This is a genomic window from Pseudomonas sp. GW821-FHT02H06, from assembly GCF_059421525.1.
On sequence record NZ_JBWKVD010000026.1, the window covers coordinates 1 to 18,779 of the forward strand.

Sequence of the window (18,779 nt, forward strand, 5' to 3'; positions counted from 1 at the left end):
GCTGAAGCCGGTCCTACAGACCCCGCGTAACCACTGTAGGACCGGCTTCAGCCGGGAAGAGGCCCGCATGACCGCCATCAATTTCTTGGCCAATACCATTCTGTGAGGCTGCTCACTCCCACAGGGTTTCAGCCTTGGCTCTCGGAAATGGTCAGACCAAAAAGTGCCACAACAGCGACGTCCCGATCAGCCCGACCACCGAGACAATCGTCTGCAGCACCGACCACACCCAAATCGTCTGCTTCAGTTGCAGGCCGAAGTATTCGCGGACCATCCAGAACCCTGCGTCGTTGACGTGGCAGAAGAACACCGAGCCCGCCCCGATCACCAACGCCACCAGTGAGGCTTCCACCGGCGCCAGCCCGGCCATCATCGGTGCAAGAATGCCCGCCGTGGTGGTGGTCGCGACGGTGGCTGAACCAGTGGCTTGACGCAGCGCGACCGCAATCAGCCACGCCAGCAGCAGGTACGGCATGTGCGCGCCTTCGGCCACTTTGCTGATGGTCTGGCTGACGCCCGCGTCCAGCAACGTTTGCTTCAGGCCGCCGCCCGCACCGATGGTCAACAGCAACACGGCAATCGGCGCCAGGCTCTTACGCAGCGTGCCGCCCACCTGCTCGCGGGAGATACCGTTGGCCCAGCCCAGACACACCGTCGCCGCCAGCACCGCAATCCCCAACGCCACCAGCGGCTCACCGAGGAATTTCAGCGTCAGCGCGATGTTGCTTTCCGGCTCCATGGCGATTTTCGCCAAGGTGCTGCCGAGCATCAGGATCACCGGGAGCAGAATGATCAACAACGAGATACCGAAGCTCGGTTGGCGGGAGGCGCTGGGTTTGGCCGAGAACAGCTCGCCCAGCTCTGCCGGTTCCTCGATGTGCATGCGCTTTGACAGCCAGTTGCCGTACAGAGGACCGGCCAGAATCACCGCCGGCACCGCCACGCAGAAACCCAGCAACATGGTCAGGCCCAGATCGGCGTGCAAGGCGCTGACAGCGATCAGCGGCCCCGGGTGCGGCGGCATCAGCGCATGCAGCGTGGTCATGCCGGCCAGCGCCGGAATGGCGATTTTCAGCAGCGGCTGATTCGACTGGCGGGCCATGACAAAGATGATCGGCACCATCATCACCAGACCCACTTCGAAGAACAGCGGCAGGCCGATGACCATGGCCACCAGGGCCATGACCCACGGCAGGGCTTTGCCCTTGCCCAGCCCCAGCAGCGTCGAGGCAATGCGATCCGCCGCGCCGGACTCGGCCATCAGCGCACCGAGCATGGCACCGAGGGCAATGATGATCCCGGCCTCACCGAGAATCCCGCCCGCGCCCTTGCTGAACGCCTTCGCCACTGCCTCCGCTGGCAACCCCGCACCTATCCCTGCGATGAATGTGCCCACCAGAATAGACAGAAACGGCGGGAGCTTGGTCGCGCTGATCAGCACGATGATGGTGGCAATGGCGATCAGGCAGCAGATGATCAGGCGAGTGTCATGAAACACCCAGGCAGCAGATGACAGATCCAACGCGGAACCCCTTATCGGTCGGTTTTTATTTCAGAACGGATTGAAACAATATGTTTCAGCCGGCCGAACCATACCGGATGCGGCATTGCGTCGCAGTTAAATTTTCACAGGATCTGGCCGTTTCGCCACCAGTCTCCCACCTGGAGCGCGATGTCACCCTGTGGGAGCGCGCTTGCTCCCCAAGGCATCATTTGAGTCACGTGCGCATTCGATCAGCACCTCGCGCAACCCCTGGGCGGCGGCTGACAATTGGTGGTCCGCCTGGGTCATCAGACCGATGCGACGCTCGATGCGCGGGCCTTCGAGGGCAATGCAGCGGGCACCGAGTTCTTCCATCTGCGCGATGCACAGGGACGGCACCGCGCTGACGCCCAGGCCGTTGGCGACCATGCGGCCCACCGTCGACAGCTGATGGCTTTCAAACGCCACCGACAGTTTGCCGTGCTGGCTCTGCAGGTCCTGCTCCAGCAACAAGCGCACGGCGGACGGGCGCTGCAGGGTGATGAAGTCGTGACGCAGCAGCTCGTCCCAACTCACCTCGCTGCGCGCGGCCAATGGCGAATCCTTCGGCACCACGGCGACGAAGCGATCCATGTAGAACGGCGTAAAAATCAGGTGGGTGCCAGATTCAGGTTCGAAACCAATGCCCAGCTCCACGCGCCGATGCCCGACCATTTCCACCACCTGCTCGTTGATCACGTCGTGCACCGCCACGTTCACCCGTGGGTAGCGCTCGCGAAACACCTTCAGCGCGATCGGCAGCAGATTGCCTGCGTAGGACGGCATTGCCGCCACCGAGACTTTGCCCATTTGCAGGGTGAAACGCTGGCGCAGCAGCTCTTCGGTATTGTCCCAGTCGGCGAGCAACTGCCGGGCCAGCGGCAGCAAGGCCTCGCCCTCGGGCGTCAGGCTGACGTTGCGCGTGGTGCGGGTCAGCAATTGCCCGCCGAGGTCTTCCTCCAACGCCTTGATGGTCAGGCTCAACGCCGGTTGCGATAGATGCAGTCGTTCTCCGGCCTGAGCGAAACTCAAGCACTGCGCCACTGCCAGAAACGCCCGAAGCTGCTTCACATTCATATATTTGGAATACTTATCAATCGATCAAAAAAACAAAATTAACAAATCAGTGCATGCGAGAGAAGATGCGGCCAACGCTCTCCGATGCTTAGATTGTCGGACACAACTACAAATAAGGCGGGATCTCACCATGGCTGGACTCGACAAACGCGTGGCAACCTACGCTGAAGCCCTTGCCGGGCTGACCGACAACATGACCGTGCTGTCGGGCGGCTTCGGACTGTGCGGCATCCCTGAAAACCTCATCGCTGAAATCAAACGCATGGGCGTGAAGGGCCTGACAGTGGTTTCCAACAACTGCGGCGTTGACGGCTTTGGCCTGGGCATCCTCCTTGAGGACCGGCAGATCCGCAAAATGGTCGCGTCCTACGTCGGTGAAAACGCCCTGTTCGAGCGCCAGTTGCTCAGCGGCGAGCTGGAAGTCGAACTCACCCCCCAGGGCACCCTGGCCGAAAAAATGCGCGCTGGCGGTGCCGGCATTCCCGCGTTCTATACCGCCACCGGCTACGGCACCCCCGTCGCGGAAGGCAAGGAAACCCGCCAGTTCAACGGCCGCAACGTGATTCTCGAAGAAGCCATCACCGGCGACTTCGCCATCGTCAAAGGCTGGAAGGCCGACCACTTCGGCAACGTGGTCTACCGTCACACCGCGCAGAACTTCAATCCGGTGGTGGCCACGGCCGGCAAGATCACCGTGGTGGAGGTCGAAGAAATCGTCGAGCCTGGCTTGCTGTTGCCCACCGAAATCCACACCCCCGGCATCTATGTCGATCGCGTGATCCTGGGCACGTTCGAGAAGCGCATCGAGCAGCGAACCGTCAGAAAAGCCTGACATCAGCGTCGTCCTCGAACCGATTTCCCCCTTTGTATTTCCGGCGCTGGGGCTTCCCACAGGCCGGACAGAATAAAAGAGACCCAAGACCATGGCACTCTCCCGCGAACAAATGGCACAGCGCGTTGCGCGCGAACTGCAAGACGGCTTCTACGTAAACCTGGGCATCGGCATTCCGACCCTGGTCGCCAACTACGTCCCGGACGGCATCGACGTAATGCTGCAATCGGAAAACGGCCTGCTCGGCATGGGCGCCTTTCCCACCGAAGAAACCATCGACGCCGACATGATCAACGCCGGCAAACAGACCGTGACGGCGCGCAAGGGCGCGTCAATTTTCTCCTCGGCCGAGTCCTTCGCCATGATCCGTGGCGGCCATGTCGACCTGACCGTGCTCGGCGCGTTCGAAGTGGACGTCGAAGGCAACATTGCCTCGTGGATGATCCCCGGCAAGCTGGTCAAGGGCATGGGCGGCGCGATGGATCTGGTGGCCGGCGCCGACAACATCATCGTCACCATGACCCACGCGTCCAAGGACGGCGAATCCAAGTTGCTGTCGCGCTGCAGCCTGCCGCTGACCGGCGCCGGCTGCATCAAGAAAGTGCTGACCGACCTCGCGTACCTGGAGATCGAAAACGGCGCCTTCGTGCTGCGCGAAACCGCACCGGGCGTGACCGTCGATGAAATCATCGCCAAGACCGCCGGCAAATTGATCGTGCCGGATGACGTGGTCGAAATGACGTTCTGATGGACCCGGCAATGGCGCGGTTCTGCAGGATCCGCGTCATGCCCCACGTTTTCGCCGCAGCATAAGCATTCGACACACCCGCACCTTTGGTCAGACCGCCCTGCCCCTTCAGCGATGAAGGGGCTTTGCTGTATCTGAGCCGGTGCTTTTTTCGCGTCACCGCCAACACTTGAAACTGCCGTCCAAAAAACCTGAACAATAACTCCAAGAGGTAATAAACGTGGCCGCCGACATCGAAGAAAGCCGCTCCGCCCGCTTTGCCCTGCGTTGCGCCAAATGGGCGGAACGCTGGTTCCCGGACTCGTGGGTGTTCGCCGCCCTGGCTGTGGTCATCGTCACACTTGCCACGCTGGTCATCGGCGCCAAACCCGCCGACACCGCCAAAGCCTTCGGTGACGGTTTCTGGAGCCTGATCCCCTTCACCATGCAAATGGCCTTCGTGGTCATCGGCGGCTACGTCGTCGCCAGTTCGCCACCGGCGGTCAAACTGATCGACCGCCTGGCGCGCATCCCGAAAAACGGCCGCTCGGCCGTGGCCTGGGTCGCGCTGATCAGCATGGTGGCGTCGTTGCTCAACTGGGGATTGTCGCTGGTCTTCGGCGGCTTGCTGGTGCGTGCCCTCGCCCGGCGTACCGATCTGAAAATGGATTACCGCGCCGCCGGTGCCGCGGCTTATCTGGGCCTGGGCGCGGTGTGGGCCTTGGGCCTGTCGTCGTCCGCCGCGCAGTTGCAAGCCAACCCGGCCAGCCTGCCGCCGTCGATCCTGGCGATCACCGGGGTGATTCCGTTCACCCAGACGATCTTCCTCTGGCAGTCCGGCGTGATGCTGCTGGCACTGGTGGTGGTCTCGATCATCGTCGCCTACGCCACGGCGCCCGGCCCGGCCAATGCCCGCGATGCCAAGGAATGTGGCATCGACCCGAGCTTCAGCCTGCCGCCGTTGCCACCCCGCACCCGACCCGGCGAATGGCTGGAATACAGCCCGCTGCTGATTATCCTGATGGTCGCGCTGGCGTCCGGCTGGTTGTATAACGAGTTCAGCACCAAGCCCGCGATCACCGCGATCTCCGGTCTGAACACCTACAACTTCCTGTTCATCATGGTCGGCGCGCTGCTGCACTGGCGTCCGCGCAGTTTCCTCGATGCCGTGGCTCGCGCCGTGCCGACCACCACCGGCGTGCTGATCCAGTTTCCGTTGTACGGCTCGATTGCCGCGCTGCTGACAACCGTCAAGGGCGGTGATGCGCAAACGGTCGCGCACCACATCTCGACGTTCTTCACCAGCATCGCCTCCCACGACACCTATGCGCTGCTGATGGGCGTGTACTCGGCGATTCTCGGGTTCTTCATTCCGTCCGGCGGCGGCAAGTGGATCATTGAAGCGCCGTACGTGATGCAGGTCGCCAACGATCTCAAATACCACCTCGGCTGGGCGGTGCAGATCTACAACGCCGCCGAAGCCCTGCCGAACCTGATCAACCCGTTTTACATGCTGCCGCTGCTGGGCGTGCTCGGCCTGAAGGCACGGGATTTGATCGGCTTCTCGTTCGTGCAGTTGCTGGTGCACACGCCGCTGGTGTTGTTCCTGTTGTGGGTGCTCGGCACGACGCTGGCGTACATCCCGCCGGTCATGCCTTGATTGAGTGAATAACGCCGGCGGGTGAATGTAGGACCGGCTTTAGCCGGGAAGGCCTCAACGGTCACACCACGAGACTGATGGCGCCAACACCGGCCCCTTCCCGGCTGAAGCCGGTCCTACAGTCGAGGTCACCGCCAATCCCACGGCGTGTACGCGGTTACTTTGCGAAGCTGTATTCGCGCTCGACTCTGGAAACCCGGGTCGTGCATTGCCGATACCAGGTGGACCGGCCGCGCTCGCGGATTTCCCGGTGTTGCGGATGTTCCTTCCATGCCAGGATTGCTGCTTCATCCGCCCAGTAAGACACGGTGATCCCCAGCCCATCGTCGGTGCGTGCCGATTCCACGCCGAGGAACCCCGGCTGCTGACGAACGAGTTCGAGCATCCGCCGGGCGGCGTCGTCATATTCCTGAGCGTCGAGCTCAGTGCGGATTGAAGTGAAGATCACTGCGTAATACGGCACGCCAAAGGTGTTTGCCATCATCATGTCAAATCAACTCCGCCGCGCAGGCCAGCACAAACGCCTTCACCAGCGGCGGGGTGCTGCCCTCCAGCGCGGCGCGTTCCGGTTGAAACAACGTCGCGACGAAAAACGGATGACCGTCGAGCTCCATCGCGCGCACCTCGTCGTCTTCGTCGTAGCCGGATACTTTCAGCGGACCGGCAAACACGTCGGCCTCCAGTTCCTTGCGCAAACCGTAGCGGCAGCGGTACCTCTCCTGTGTTTCCAGTGCGCCGTATGCGGCGGCAATTCGCGAACCCGGGCGCAGGCGAATCGGTGCGAAGGCCTCGACCAGCGAGCAACTCAAGGGCGTGATGATTGCGTTCTCCGATTCCGGCGCGGTCTCGGCATGCTCGGCATCGGCCCAGCCCAGGTGATTGCGCGCGTACTCCAGCAACGCATGCTGAAAGCCGCCGCACGTCCCGAGAAAAGGAACCTGCCGCTCCCGGGCGAAGCGAATCGCCGTCAGCGCGCCGTCCATGTCGCGATAAGGGCTGGCCGGCACGCACCAGATGCCTTCGAACGCCTGCAAGCTCACGCCGTGCCGAACATCCGTCGTCGGCACCCATGTGGCCTGCACGCTAAGCCCCGTTTCGTTCGCCACCCTGTCCAGCGCCACAGGTATGGCCTGATGTGCCGGCACGCTTGGGTCGTAGTCACCTACCAATGCAATCCGGATTTTCTGCCGCTGAGTCATGTGTGCTCCCTGATATCAAAACGCTTTGCGTGAGGTCCGGAGGCGACTATAAGCTTGTGGCCCTGCAATCAGAATGGGCGTCCGGGCAAGTGATCAATGCAGCTGCGCACTATCGAATCAACCATGCCGACCTCACCCTCATCCTCGCGCTGGTGCGGGGGAGGACGCTGGCCAAGGCCGCCGATCTGCTGAAGGTCGATGTCTCGACGGTGTTCCGCGCGGTGCGGCGGATGGAAAAGTCGGTGGGCACAACGCTCTTCGACAAGAGCCGCGCCGGCTACGTACCGACCAGCGCAGCACTGGCGCTCGCCCAACAGGCGGAGAGTGCCGAAAACGCGCTGGCCCTCGCGCAGTTGAGTCTCGAGCAGGGCCGGCAAGTCGTCAGCGGCACCGTGCGCCTGACCTGTACCGAAGCCGTCCTGCAAAGCCTGTTGCTTCCCGCCTTGAGCCGCTTCATGCCGGACTACCCGGGCCTGCGCCTGGAACTGAACACGTCCAGCACCTTTGCCAACCTGAGCCGCCGCGACGCCGACATTGCCCTGCGTCTGACCAACACGCCGCCCGAGCATCTGGTCGGCACTCGCCTGGGCACGGTTGGATATCGGGTCTGTTCGAGCGAGGCCTACGCGCGACGCTGCGGTGATCGGGCCCTCGACGACATGGACTGGATCGCCCCCGACGATTTCCTCCCCGACCACCCCACCGTGATGTGGCGCCGGCAGCATCTGCCCGGCGTTAACCTCGCCTACCGCTGCAGCTCCATGCTTGCCGTGGCCCAACTGGTGCGCGCAGGCATGGGCGTAGCAGCGCTGCCGGATTTCATGGTTCGGGACAGCGAGGTTCAGCCTTTGAGCGAGCCGCTCGCAGGCCATGACACCGGGCTGTGGCTGCTGACTCGGCCAGATTGCCGGGCGCTGCGCTCGGTGTCGGCGTTGTTCAGCGAGCTGACCAAGGCGATTGAGCTGTAAAAAGCGTCTCGCCCCTTTGATACAAAACCTGTGGGAGTGAGCTTGCTCACGAAGGGGCCGGTACATCCGCTAGATCACTCGCGGATGGAAGGCAGCCTTCGCGAGCAAGCTCACTCCCACAGGGGCCGCGTTCGCTGAAGATAGATGTGGAGTGGAGCCGATCAACAACTCGTCAACCCCGCTCAACCACCCCGCCGCTCCCGGCGAAACTGGCCCGGCGGCATGCCGTGGGCTTTACGAAAGCGCCGTGAAAAATACGCTTCGTCGGTGAACCCGCAGATCTCGGCGATGTGGCTCAGGGGTTTGCTGCTGTTCATCAAATGCGTGCGCGCCAGCCGCATGCGCCGCTCCAGGACCAGTTCGGAAAAGCTGCTGCCGGTTTCCTTGCGCAGCAGGTGGGTCAGGTAATTGGGCGACAAAAAGGCCGCCGCCGCGGCATCGGTGAGGGTCATGGCCGGATTGGCAATGTGCGCGCGAATGTAGTCAATCACCCGGCCCATCGCATCGCGCCGTCCCCGCCGCTCCGCCTTGTTCGCCGAGAGCGCCAGCAACTGCGCTTCGTAGTGATTGCACACTGTGCCGATCAGTTGCAGCAGGCAGCCCCGCAGAATGGCGCTGGAGCCCAACTGCCTGCCGCGATCCATGTCGCGCATCTGCACCAGCAGCGCGGTCACCTCGGCGAAGTCGGCGTCATCAAGGGTGAAATCCAGATGTTCCTGAAACCGGAACGGCGCCAGCTCGGGCGCCTCGGCGACGGGCACGTCCTCAAGGTCCATCGGATCGCACTGCAGATGCTGCAGGAGAAAGTCCTGAGAAAAGTTGATGACGACAAAGTTGCCGTCTTCCGGGTGCGGAATCACGTGCAGGCGATGGGGCAGGACGAACGCCAGGGTGTTGCGCGGAAAGGGCCTGACCGCGCCACCGATGTGCTGCACGGTGTCGCCGCCGAGATTGATCTGAATCTGGAAATAGTCATGACGATGGGGCGCCGTCAGCGCGGGTCGGGCGGACTTGTCACGGATGTAGAAATCCATGCGGTCGCTGCGCTGCTGCATGCCATAGGTCTGGATGCGGGAGGGATAGGCCATCGTTGAAACACCTGAAATCGCGGGTTCGGACTGCCCCCATGGTAGGGCAACGGCGGCAGCCGAACCAAAGGATTCTCAGGCGGGCGTAACGTGGGATCAGCCGATTGTCACATTCAGCTCGGCAATGCCTTCGATCCCGGCCGTGACCACATCACCGCGCTGCAAAGCGCCTACCCCGGCCGGCGTGCCGGTGTAGATCAGGTCGCCCGCCTTGACTCCGACCGACTGCGACAGGTAGGCGATCACGTCCCTGACCGCCCAGATCTGATCAGACAGATCGCCACGCTGACGGCGCTCGCCATTGACGTCCAGCCAGATCGCGCCGGCTTCCGGATGGCCGATCTCGCTGACCGGGCGCAGCGGTGTGGCGGGCGCGGAGGCGTCGAACGCTTTGGCCCACTCCCACGGCCGGCCCATTTTCTTGGCCTGCGCCTGCAAGTCGCGGCGTGTGAGGTCCAGGCCGACGCCATAGCCCCAGACATGGGTTAAGGCGTCCTGCGGGTCAATATTCACGCCGTCCTTGCCGATCGCCACGACCAGTTCGATCTCGTGATGCAGGTCCTCGGTGAGCGGCGGGTAAGCAATCCGGCCTTCAGCGGGCACCACGGCGTCGGCGGGCTTCATGAAGAAGAAAGGCGGCTCGCGGTCGGGATCGTGGCCCATTTCCCGGGCGTGATCGGAGTAATTGCGGCCGACGCAGAACACCCGACGAATCGGAAAACGGCTGGACGTCCCGGCGACGGCCAGGGACGGTGTGACAACCGGGGCGATAACGAACTCGGTCATGGCAGTGTCCTTGATTAAAGGTGGCTCGGCATGGGGTTGAGTGTGGCGGTTGATCGCTCAGCCGGGTTGGACAGATCCCATTTGGTTTTGGACAAAACAACGCAACACAACGCAACGAGCCGAGCCGAGCCGAGCCGACAGATCAGCCACGCCCCACAAACGGCATACCACTTGCCATGACGGTCATGTTCAACACGTTGGCCGACAACGGCAGCCCGGCCATGTAACTCACCGCTTCGGCGACGTGCTGCACGTTCATGGTTGGCTCGACCTGCAGCTCACCGTTGGGCTGCAAAACGCCTTTGGTCATGCGATCGGTCATTTCGGTGAGGGCATTGCCGATGTCGATCTGACCGCAGGCAATATTGAACTGGCGACCGTCCAGCGCGGTGCTTTTGGTCAGGCCCAGCACGGCGTGTTTGCTGGACGTATAGGGCGAGCTGAACAGCCGTGGCGTGTGCGCCGAAATCGAGCCGTTGTTGATGATTCGTCCGCCCTGAGGCACCTGACGGCGCATCAGGCCGAAGGCCGCGCGCACGCACAAAAACATCCCGGTGACGTTGGTGTCGATGACGTTCTTCCACTGCTCCACCGACAGCTCATCCATCGGCACCGCCGGTGCGCCGATGCCTGCGTTATTGAACGAAACGTCCAGTCGACCGAATGTGCGTTCAATGGTCGCGAACAACGCTTCGACGCTGGCCGGATCGCGCACATCCGTCGGCACCGCCAGCGCCTGCTGCCCGGCAGCCTCGGCCTGATCGACCAGCGCCTGCAACGGATCGGGCCGACGTCCGGCCAGCACCACGGCAAAGCCGTCAGCCAGCAGTTGCAGCGCCACGGCGCGGCCAATACCGCTGCCGGCGCCTGTGACCAGAGCGACTTTCAATACAGAAGATGAAGACATGGGCGATTCCTTTTTTGTCAGAGAGCGTTCTGCGATCGATATCCCCGCACCCACCGCGTATCAGCTGTGAACAGGCGTCAGCACCGGCTTGCCCGCGTAGAACGCCAGCAGGTTGTCGGCGACCATTTGCACCGTGTCGCGGGATGCTTCCGGCGACAATCCTGCCAGATGCGCCGTAAGGACCACGTTGTTCAAGGCTTTCAGGGCATCGGGGACGTGGGGCTCGTCGTCAAATACGTCCAGCGCCGCACCGGCAAGACGGCCGTGCTGAAGCGCGCCGATCAGCGCATCGGTGTCGACGACGCTGGCCCGGGCGATATTGACGAGGAAGCCCTCGGCGCCCAACGCATCGATGGCCGCCTTGTCGATCAGGTGCCGCGTCGACCCGCCGCCCGGCGTCGCGACCACCAGAAAGTCCGACGCTTCGGCCAGCGCCAGCGGGGTTGCGCAATAGTTGAAATCCACGCCCGCCCGGGGTGAGCGGCTGTGATAGTGGATGACCATGTCAAACCCCAGCGCGCGTTTGGCGATGGCCATCCCGACCGAACCAAGGCCGAGAATGCCCAGGCGTTTGCCGGCGAACGAGGGCCGTGTGACCTTGCGCCATTCGCTGCGGCGCACCGACGCGTCGGCCTGGGGAATGTCGCGAACCGCTGCCAGCAGCAAGGCCATCGCGTGGTCCGCCACCGTCGGGGCATTCACCCCTGCTCCATTGGTCACCACGATGCCCCGCGCCTCGGCGGCTTCGAGGTCGACACGCTCGTAGCCCGCGCCAATCACACAGATGATCCCAAGGTTCGGCAGCGCCGCCATTTCCTCGGCAGTGAACCCCAGCGGCCCACGGGTCAGCACCGCATCAATCTCCTCACCGCCATTCGCCACCGCCTCGGCGCGCATCGCCGGCGTCGGCGCCAGAATCAGGCGAAAGCCGCTGCTTTCCAGAATCGGTAAATACATGTTCACGCTTTCAACCAGCACCAACACCGTTTTCATCATCCCTCCGCCAAGCGAAATTCGTGGTGCTGACAGTAGCGCGAGTGAGAGCGGTTGGGCAGGGGCGAACATGGAAATCCATAGTTATGACGCTGCGCATTAGCCCGGCAGACCCATTAACGTCACACGGAACGCCGACACTTTAAGGCACCCAATACCGGATCAACGGACCAGCTGTGGCCTCAACTATTTCCATCAAACCGACAGCCATTCCCCCCAAAACGACAACCCCGGTTGCCCGCCATGCCCGTTGCTGTTTAAGGTTTGAGCCCTGCGGCACCTGATTTTTCACAACAAAACGATGTGCCACGCGGTGCGGCAACGGCTGCGCCATGAACGGACTTGCACAATAAGGAACGTCAGAACCATGTTGAAAGGATTATCCAAAACGTTGAGCGGCGCCGCGATTGCCGGTGTGTTGTTGTCATCCGCCGTGGCCCTGGCGGCCACTGACACCGGCAAAGAACCGGGTCGGGCGCTGGCGGCGAAGATCGGCGTGCCATGGCCGGCGGTCATTGCCCATCGCGGTGCATCGTTCAATGCGCCCGAGGAGACCGTCCCGTCCTACACGCTGGCCCGCGAACTGGGTGCTGACTACCTGGAGATGGACATCCAGCGCACCAGGGATGGCGTGCTCATCGCGCTGCATGACAACACGCTGGAGCGCACCACCAATATCGCCGAGGTCTACCCGCAACGGGCCAAGGACCCGCTGAACACCTTCACGCTGGAAGAAATCAGGCGTCTGGACGCCGGCTCGTGGTTCAACAAGGCCTACCCCGATCGCGCCCGCGCCACCTACGCCGGGCTGAAGATTCTGACGCTGGACGAGGTCATCGACATCGCCGAAGGCGGCAAGAACAAACCCGGCCTGTACATCGAAACCAAGGTGCCGGCGCAGTTTCCGGGCATTGAAGAGGATTTGAAGAAGAAGCTCGATCAGCGTGGTTGGCTAAGCCAGCGTCCTGCCGCCGAGAAAGGCTATGTCAACGTCGCCCACATGCCGGGCCGCGTGGTGCTGCAGACCTTTGAAAAACCAAGCCTGGAATTGCTGCAGAAGAGCATGCCCGATACGCCGAAAGTCCTGCTGCTGTGGCTGGGTGATGGCTCCATCGAAACGGCGTCGGGCAAGACCTTCAAGGACTCAGGGGCCAAGGACAAGGCCAGCTTCTACGCCAGCCAGCAGGTGAAATCGAAAGAGGAATTTGCCGCCTGGATGGACTGGGCCAAAGCCCACGGCGCGGTGGGGACCGGGCCATCGGCAGCGCTGAAGAACGGCGGGGACCAGAGCTACAGTGATCTGGTGCAGCCGTGGATGAACAAGATGGCCCATGATCGCGGGATGATCGTTCACCCGTACACCGTGGATGACGCCGTGGATTTCAAGGCGATCAGCGAACAAGGCGTGGACGGGTTCTTCACCAACCGGGCTTCGGAACTGCTGAAGTTCTACGGCCGACCATCGAAGGAAAGCATGGACTCAATCCTGAAACGCAACGGTTTTTGAGCCAGAGACCGCAGCGTGATGTATAAAGCGCGCGGCTGTGGGAGTGACCGTCTTCAATTCCCGGCCGCGCGGCGTCTGCGCGATGGTGCTCTCATAAGACTTGACGCTGTTGCCGATATTCACGCCGATCAAAACTGTGGGAGTGAGCTTGCTCGCGAAGAGTCCGGTATAGGCGCTAACTATTCAGCGGCCGAAATACCGCCTTCGCGAGCAAGCTCGCTCCCACAAGGCTCGACGTTCTTACGCCAGCTCTGCAACCACCGCCGCCAACGCTTTCGCCGGATCGGCCGCCTGGCTGATCGGGCGGCCGATGACCAGGTAATCAGAACCCGCATCCAGCGCCTGACGCGGCGTCAGAATGCGACGCTGATCGTCCACTGCGCTGCCGGCCGGACGAATGCCCGGGGTCACCAGTTGCAGTGACGGGTGCGCCGCTTTCAGCGCCTGGGCTTCCAGCGCGGAACACACCAGACCGTCCATCCCGGCTTTCTCAGCCAGCGCCGCCAACCGCAGGACTTGCTCCTGGGGCTCGATGTCCAGACCGATCCCGGCCAGATCCTCGCGCTCCATGCTGGTCAGCACGGTCACGCCGATCAACAGCGGCTTGGGGCCGGTGCGCTGATCCAGCACGTCACGGCAAGCCGCCATCATGCGCAGGCCGCCGGAGCAGTGCACATTGACCATCCACACGCCCATTTCAGCGGCGGCCTTGACCGCCATCGCCGTGGTGTTGGGAATGTCATGGAATTTGAGGTCCAGGAACACTTCGAAGCCCTTGGCGTTGAGGGTTTCGACGATGTCCGATGCGCAGCTGGTGAACAGCTCCTTGCCCACTTTGACCCGGCACAGCGTAGGGTCCAGCTGATCAGCCAGATTCAACGCGGCTTCGCGGGTCGGGAAATCCAGGGCGACGATGATGGGGGTCTGGCAGGCGGACATGAGCGGGTTCTCTGGCAAGTCGAAATCGGCGCGCATTGTAGCCGAACATCCCGCAGGGCGGGACCCGGCAATCGGTAAATGCCTGCCCGACCCGCGCCAGGCGTCGTGCATCTCCTACAATTGAACCACTGGACAGCGCCGCTGCTCCAAGCCTTATCACAAGAAGGAGAGCGTTATGCCCTGGTATGCCTGGTTAATTCTAGTCGTTGCAATCGGCTCGATCGTCGGCGGTCTGCTGATGCTCAAGGATTCAGCGAAGAAACTGCCCCTGACCGATGAACAACTCAAGCGCGTCCACGAGCGCAATGCCGAGATGGACGCAAAAGAAGCGCGAGACCGCTGAACCACCCTGCCCACCAATGCTGCTGAAGCACGTTGCGGGAGCGCGTTTTCAGCGCTCCCACATCGCACCAACCTTATCACCCGCTGCGCGTTCCGGCAGGTAATAGGTGCCTTCGTCAGTCGCTCTTCGCACCTTCGCCCTGGGCCACCGCGTGGTGAGTGGCCTGCGGCGTCACAGCGATGCGAAACGGCTGAAAGATCTTGAACATCTCCCCGTTCTCTCGGAGTTTCTTCAGCAGTTCGCTGAAGCGTTCGCCGCTGATGGGTGCGTCCGGGCGCAACAACGCGTAGTGCCGATACACCTGATCCACGCGGTCCGACACCAGAAACTGATCGGCGTCCTGCGGGTTGTTCGACATGAACGTGCTCAGGTAGGAGCGCGTTACCAGTGCAATGTCCGCGCGGTCACGCAGCACCATCAACAGGTTGCTGTCGTGGGAATAGGTCAGCGTGGCGTTGTAATTGTCGGCAAGAAATTTAGGGTCGGCGTCGAAACCCGCGAACGCATAGTGATAGCCGCTGAACAGTGCAAGGCGCTTGCCGTGCAACTCCTCGAAATACGTCTGGGTCCTGCCCTGCAAGCGGTGCGCCACGAAAACCTCGGCGTCTTCCAGCCCCATGTCGACATCTTCGTGGGGAATGCCTTTCCAGCCCCAGTCGGGGTTTTCGAAAATGGCCATGTCAAAGCGCGCCTGCTGGAAATCGCGAAACCGGCGCGGGATGGACGTGGGCACCGCTTCAAAGCGGTAGTCGTTCTGCATCGCGTTCAGTGCGCTGATCATCTGCGGCAAGAGCCCGGTGTCTTCACCGCGCTCGGGGCGGATCGTGTACGGCGGGAAATGCGCCGCGCCAATTCGCACGATCTGGGTCGCACCGGCCTGCCAGGCCCACAGCGTTGTGGTCGTGAACAGCAGGGTTTTAAAAGCCATCCGCATCGGCGTGGACATCAAGACAAGGACCTCAGGCGAAACGGAGTACGTAAGCTATGCGTTCGCGATCAATTAGACAACGGTCAAACGGAAGCTAAATCGCCTCTGTCGTTCCAACTCTCGCCCTCCTTGCGCCTTGCTGCCCCCTTTCCCTTTTGGCCCACATCCCGGCTGAGTGCGCGCGATGTCTTTGCAGGGCCGGCTTTAGCCGGGAAGAACCCCGACTGAGTGCCACCCGCTTTGTGGGGTGTCGCCCGACGCTTTCCCGGCTAAAGCCGGTCCCACCATAAAGCGCTGAAGCTGTCCTTGTCCTTTGCGTTATCGACCGCGCTGCGCTTTATATGAGGAGCGGGTCCGCATGCAATTTATGCCGAGGCGCGTCAGCCAGGCAAGGGCTGTCCCGGCCATTTGCCAGTCAGGCGCTACAAAAGAAGAGGGCACTGCAAACCTTCCCGCCTGCCGCGAGTCCCAATCATGGATCATCCGCGCCGGGCAATTGGACGTGACGGCCGTGATGTGGCTACGCTCCATGGCGCTGCCGCAGGTTATGAAACAGGAGTTCGAGATGCCCTACTGGCTGGTGATAGACCTGGAGGCCACCACTGAAGAGGGCGGATGGCCGGTGGCGGAAATGGAAATCATTGAAATCGGTGCGTCGCTGGTCAATCAGGACGGGCGCGAAATCGACCATTTCGAACGCTTCGTGCGGCCCGTGCGCCGACCGTTGCTCACGCCCTTCTGCCGGGAGCTGACGCACATCCAGCAGAGCTTTATCGACAGTGCCTTGACGCTGCCGGCGGTATGGCCACAGTTTGAACGCTGGATCGCTCAACACCGCGAGCGACTGGTCGCCTGGTCCAGTTGGGGCGATTACGATCGGCAGCAGCTGCAACAGGACTGGCGCCAGCACCAACTGACCAGCGAACTCGCCACCCTGCCCCACATCAACCTGAAACAACGCTTCGCCAAAGCCCGTCACCTGCAAAAACCCTGCGGCCTGAACACTGCGCTGCAACTGGCGGGAATGCATTTCAACGGCCAGCAACACCGGGCACTGTCGGACGCGCGCAATACCGCACGTTTGTTACCGCTGGTGATTCCCGGCTGAAGCGTGACGCATCTCTCAAAGCGGATGACGGCCTTTTGTACGTTCGGCATACTGTCCGGCCTTTTCCAGCCCTTCCCAAGGAGATCAGCCATGTTCAAGGTCAACGAGTATTTCGACGGTACCGTCAAATCCATCGCCTTCAAGCAAGCAGCAGGCGACGCGACCATCGGCGTCATGGCTTCCGGAAAATACAACTTCGGCACCAGCGACCGCGAAATCATGCATGTGATCTCGGGCTCCCTGAAAGTGCTGCTACCGGGCGCCAATGACTGGGAAACCTTCAACGCCGGTGAGAGTTTCAAAATCCCGGCCAACGTCAAATTCGATGTCGAAGCGACCGAAGAAACCGCCTACCTCTGCGAATACCGCAAAGACTGATGCGCAGATTCAGGTCGGCACTCAGCCGACCTGCTCCACCCCGGCATTGAACTGCAAGGCCGCCAGCCGCGCGTACAGCGGGTTGCTGGCAATCAGCTCGCGGTGGGTTCCTACCGCGACCAGTTTCCCCTGATCCATGACCGCAATCCGGTCTGCGTTCTGCACCGTCGCCAGTCGGTGGGCGATCACCAGGGTCGTGCGACCCTTCATCAACGTCGGCAATGCCTGCTGAATCAGATACTCACTCTGGGCATCCAGCGCGCTGGTGGCTTCGTCGAGCAACAGAATCGGCGCATCGGCCAGCAAAGCTCGCGCGATGGCCAGCCGCTGACGCTGTCCGCCCGACAAGCCCATGCCGCCGTCGCCCAAGTGGGTTTGATAGCCTTGGGGCAGCAGCTGAATGAATTCATGGGCATGGGCAATCCGCGCCGCCGCCTCCACTTGCTCGACGCTGGCCGCCGGGTTGCCGTAGCGAATGTTGTCCTCCACCGAGCCGAAAAACAGCGCAGGGGTTTGCGACACCCAGGCGAAGCAGCGGCGCAAGTCCAGCGGGTCCAGGCGTTCGGCGGGGATGCCTTCGATCAGCACGCGTCCCTGCTTCGGGTCGTAAAAACGCAGCAGCAGGTCGAACAGCGTCGACTTGCCCGCACCGGAAGGCCCGACCAGCGCCAGGGTTTCACCCGCTTCGACGGTCAGGCTCAAGCCGTCCAAAGCATTGCGCTCCGGGCGTGAGGGGTAGGCGAAACTCAGGTTTTCCAGCGCCAGGCGACCGCTGATGCGTGCGGGCAGCGTGAGCCGATCACTGGCAGGCGCAGTGATTTCGCTGCGCGCCTGCAGTAATTCGGTGATGCGCTCTGCCGCGCCCGCTGCCCGTTGCATCTCACCGATGACCTCGCTGAGGGTGCCGAATGCGCTGCCGACGATCAGGCTGTAGAACACGAACGCCGCCAGCTCGCCGCCGGAGATGCGCCCAGCAATCACGTCCATGCCGCCGACCCAGAGCATCACGCCGACCGCGCCCAGCACCAGCACGATCACCAGGGTGATCAGCCACGAGCGCTGCAGAATCCGCTTGCGTGCCGTCTCGAAGGCGCCTTCGGCGGTCTGCGCGAAACGCTGCCGATCCTGCTCCTGATGGTTGTAGGCCTGAACGGTTTTGATCTGCCCCAGGGCCTCGGACACGTAGCTGCCGACATCCGCCACGCGGTCCTGACTCTCCCGCGACAGACTGCGCACGCGCCGCCCGAAAATGAGGATCGGCGCGATCACCAGGGGCAACGCCACGACCACAATGCTGGTGAGCTTGGGGTTGGTGAAGAACAGCAGGATGATCCCGCCGATGACCATCAGCGCATTGCGCAGGAACATTGACAGCGACGAGCCGATCACCGATTGCAGCAGCGTGGTATCGGCGGTCAGGCGCGACTGGATTTCCGAGCTGCGGTTGTTCTCGTAAAAGCCGGGGTGCAGGCTGACCAAATGGTCGAACACCTGCTTGCGCAGATCGGCGACCACCCGTTCGCCGATCCAGGAAACCAGATAAAAACGCGAGAAGGTGCCGATGGCGAGGGCGACCACCAGCCCCATGAACAGGCCAATGGTTTCGTTGAGCAGCGTCGGCGAACGGGTCATGAAACCCTGATCGACCATCAGCCGGATGCCCTGCCCCATCGACAGGGTGATGGCGGCGGTGACCACCAGCGCGAGCAACGCACCGATGGCTTGCTTGCGGTACGGCGCGATCATGCGCAGGGCCAGACGAATGGCATGCCGCTGACGGCCGGAAAAGACTGAAGCCATGGAGGACACCCGGAAGA

General features: G+C 62.3%; 19 protein-coding genes. 8 read left to right on the forward strand and 11 right to left on the reverse strand.

From position 1 onward, the window contains the following. Window positions 1–151: 151 nt before the first annotated feature. Window positions 152–1,522: a GntT/GntP/DsdX family permease gene (locus tag AC07VF_RS25390; RefSeq protein ID WP_192174020.1), complete on the reverse strand. Its 1,371-nt coding sequence runs from the start codon at window positions 1,520–1,522 to the stop codon at window positions 152–154. Window positions 1,523–1,675: 153 nt separating this feature from the next. Beyond that, on the reverse strand, window positions 1,676–2,599 hold the full coding sequence (locus tag AC07VF_RS25395) for a LysR family transcriptional regulator (protein WP_192174021.1): 924 nt from the start codon (window positions 2,597–2,599) through the stop codon (window positions 1,676–1,678). Between the two features lie 130 nt (window positions 2,600–2,729). Here AC07VF_RS25395 and AC07VF_RS25400 point away from each other — a divergent pair, with 130 nt between their 5' ends. The 3 genes from AC07VF_RS25400 (at window position 2,730) to AC07VF_RS25410 (ending at window position 5,818) form a co-directional block, all read left to right on the forward strand. Then, entirely contained in the window at window positions 2,730–3,431 is a 702-nt protein-coding gene (locus AC07VF_RS25400; protein ID WP_495009512.1) for a CoA transferase subunit A, read from the forward strand. A 91-nt stretch (window positions 3,432–3,522) separates the two neighbouring features. Beyond that, window positions 3,523–4,179 carry a CoA transferase subunit B gene (locus AC07VF_RS25405; protein WP_192174022.1) on the forward strand — a complete coding sequence of 219 codons (657 nt, stop codon included), beginning with the start codon at window positions 3,523–3,525 and terminating at the stop codon, window positions 4,177–4,179. A gap of 220 nt (window positions 4,180–4,399) precedes the next feature. Beyond that, the gene (locus AC07VF_RS25410; protein ID WP_346625330.1) at window positions 4,400–5,818 is read left to right on the forward strand and encodes a short-chain fatty acid transporter; all 1,419 of its coding nucleotides are present in this window, start codon (window positions 4,400–4,402) and stop codon (window positions 5,816–5,818) included. A gap of 157 nt (window positions 5,819–5,975) precedes the next feature. Here the strand turns inward: AC07VF_RS25410 and AC07VF_RS25415 are convergent, their stop codons facing one another. Together AC07VF_RS25415 and AC07VF_RS25420 are read right to left on the reverse strand one after the other, a co-directional pair. Then, complete coding sequence (locus AC07VF_RS25415) at window positions 5,976–6,302, reverse strand: antibiotic biosynthesis monooxygenase family protein (RefSeq protein ID WP_495009564.1); 327 nt, start codon at window positions 6,300–6,302, stop codon at window positions 5,976–5,978. 4 nt (window positions 6,303–6,306) lie between these two features. After that, window positions 6,307–7,017: a CTP synthase C-terminal region-related (seleno)protein gene (locus tag AC07VF_RS25420; RefSeq protein WP_495009513.1), complete on the reverse strand. Its 711-nt coding sequence runs from the start codon at window positions 7,015–7,017 to the stop codon at window positions 6,307–6,309. A gap of 89 nt (window positions 7,018–7,106) precedes the next feature. Between AC07VF_RS25420 and AC07VF_RS25425 the strand changes: the two genes are divergently transcribed. After that, a complete protein-coding gene (locus AC07VF_RS25425) occupies window positions 7,107–7,985 on the forward strand; it encodes a LysR family transcriptional regulator (RefSeq protein ID WP_346631147.1) in 879 nt (292 codons plus the stop codon). Between the two features lie 182 nt (window positions 7,986–8,167). Here AC07VF_RS25425 and AC07VF_RS25430 read toward each other — a convergent pair whose 3' ends face one another. From AC07VF_RS25430 to AC07VF_RS25445, 4 genes are all read right to left on the reverse strand, one after another. After that, window positions 8,168–9,073, reverse strand: a complete 906-nt coding sequence (locus AC07VF_RS25430) for a helix-turn-helix transcriptional regulator (RefSeq protein WP_495009514.1) — start codon at window positions 9,071–9,073, stop codon at window positions 8,168–8,170. A 96-nt stretch (window positions 9,074–9,169) separates the two neighbouring features. Continuing rightward, entirely contained in the window at window positions 9,170–9,859 is a 690-nt protein-coding gene (locus AC07VF_RS25435; protein WP_495009515.1) for a fumarylacetoacetate hydrolase family protein, read from the reverse strand. Between the two features lie 142 nt (window positions 9,860–10,001). Further along, window positions 10,002–10,766, reverse strand: coding sequence for an SDR family oxidoreductase (locus AC07VF_RS25440; protein ID WP_495009516.1), 765 nt, complete (start codon window positions 10,764–10,766; stop codon window positions 10,002–10,004). 60 nt (window positions 10,767–10,826) lie between these two features. Then, a complete protein-coding gene (locus AC07VF_RS25445; protein ID WP_495009517.1) occupies window positions 10,827–11,759 on the reverse strand; it encodes a 2-hydroxyacid dehydrogenase in 933 nt (310 codons plus the stop codon). Between the two features lie 367 nt (window positions 11,760–12,126). Between AC07VF_RS25445 and AC07VF_RS25450 the strand changes: the two genes are divergently transcribed. After that, a complete protein-coding gene (locus AC07VF_RS25450) occupies window positions 12,127–13,266 on the forward strand; it encodes a glycerophosphodiester phosphodiesterase (RefSeq protein WP_495009518.1) in 1,140 nt (379 codons plus the stop codon). Window positions 13,267–13,506: 240 nt separating this feature from the next. Here the strand turns inward: AC07VF_RS25450 and pyrF are convergent, their stop codons facing one another. Next, on the reverse strand, window positions 13,507–14,205 hold the full coding sequence (gene pyrF, locus AC07VF_RS25455) for an orotidine-5'-phosphate decarboxylase (protein ID WP_346631148.1): 699 nt from the start codon (window positions 14,203–14,205) through the stop codon (window positions 13,507–13,509). 175 nt (window positions 14,206–14,380) lie between these two features. Between pyrF and AC07VF_RS25460 the strand changes: the two genes are divergently transcribed. Beyond that, entirely contained in the window at window positions 14,381–14,548 is a 168-nt protein-coding gene (locus tag AC07VF_RS25460) for a DUF2897 family protein (protein ID WP_065986232.1), read from the forward strand. Between the two features lie 115 nt (window positions 14,549–14,663). On the opposite strand, the gene AC07VF_RS25465 is transcribed toward AC07VF_RS25460, so the two are convergent. Next, window positions 14,664–15,494, reverse strand: coding sequence for a substrate-binding periplasmic protein (locus AC07VF_RS25465; protein ID WP_192174031.1), 831 nt, complete (start codon window positions 15,492–15,494; stop codon window positions 14,664–14,666). 547 nt (window positions 15,495–16,041) lie between these two features. Here AC07VF_RS25465 and AC07VF_RS25470 point away from each other — a divergent pair. Both AC07VF_RS25470 and ppnP read left to right on the forward strand, forming a co-directional pair. Further along, window positions 16,042–16,584 (forward strand): 3'-5' exonuclease, encoded by a 543-nt coding sequence (locus AC07VF_RS25470; RefSeq protein ID WP_282372406.1) that lies wholly within the window; start codon window positions 16,042–16,044, stop codon window positions 16,582–16,584. 90 nt (window positions 16,585–16,674) lie between these two features. Next, window positions 16,675–16,962, forward strand: a complete 288-nt coding sequence (ppnP, locus tag AC07VF_RS25475) for a pyrimidine/purine nucleoside phosphorylase (RefSeq protein WP_192174033.1) — start codon at window positions 16,675–16,677, stop codon at window positions 16,960–16,962. Window positions 16,963–16,983: 21 nt separating this feature from the next. Here the strand turns inward: ppnP and AC07VF_RS25480 are convergent, their stop codons facing one another. Then, complete coding sequence (locus AC07VF_RS25480) at window positions 16,984–18,762, reverse strand: ABC transporter transmembrane domain-containing protein (protein ID WP_495009519.1); 1,779 nt, start codon at window positions 18,760–18,762, stop codon at window positions 16,984–16,986. Window positions 18,763–18,779: the final 17 nt, after the last annotated feature.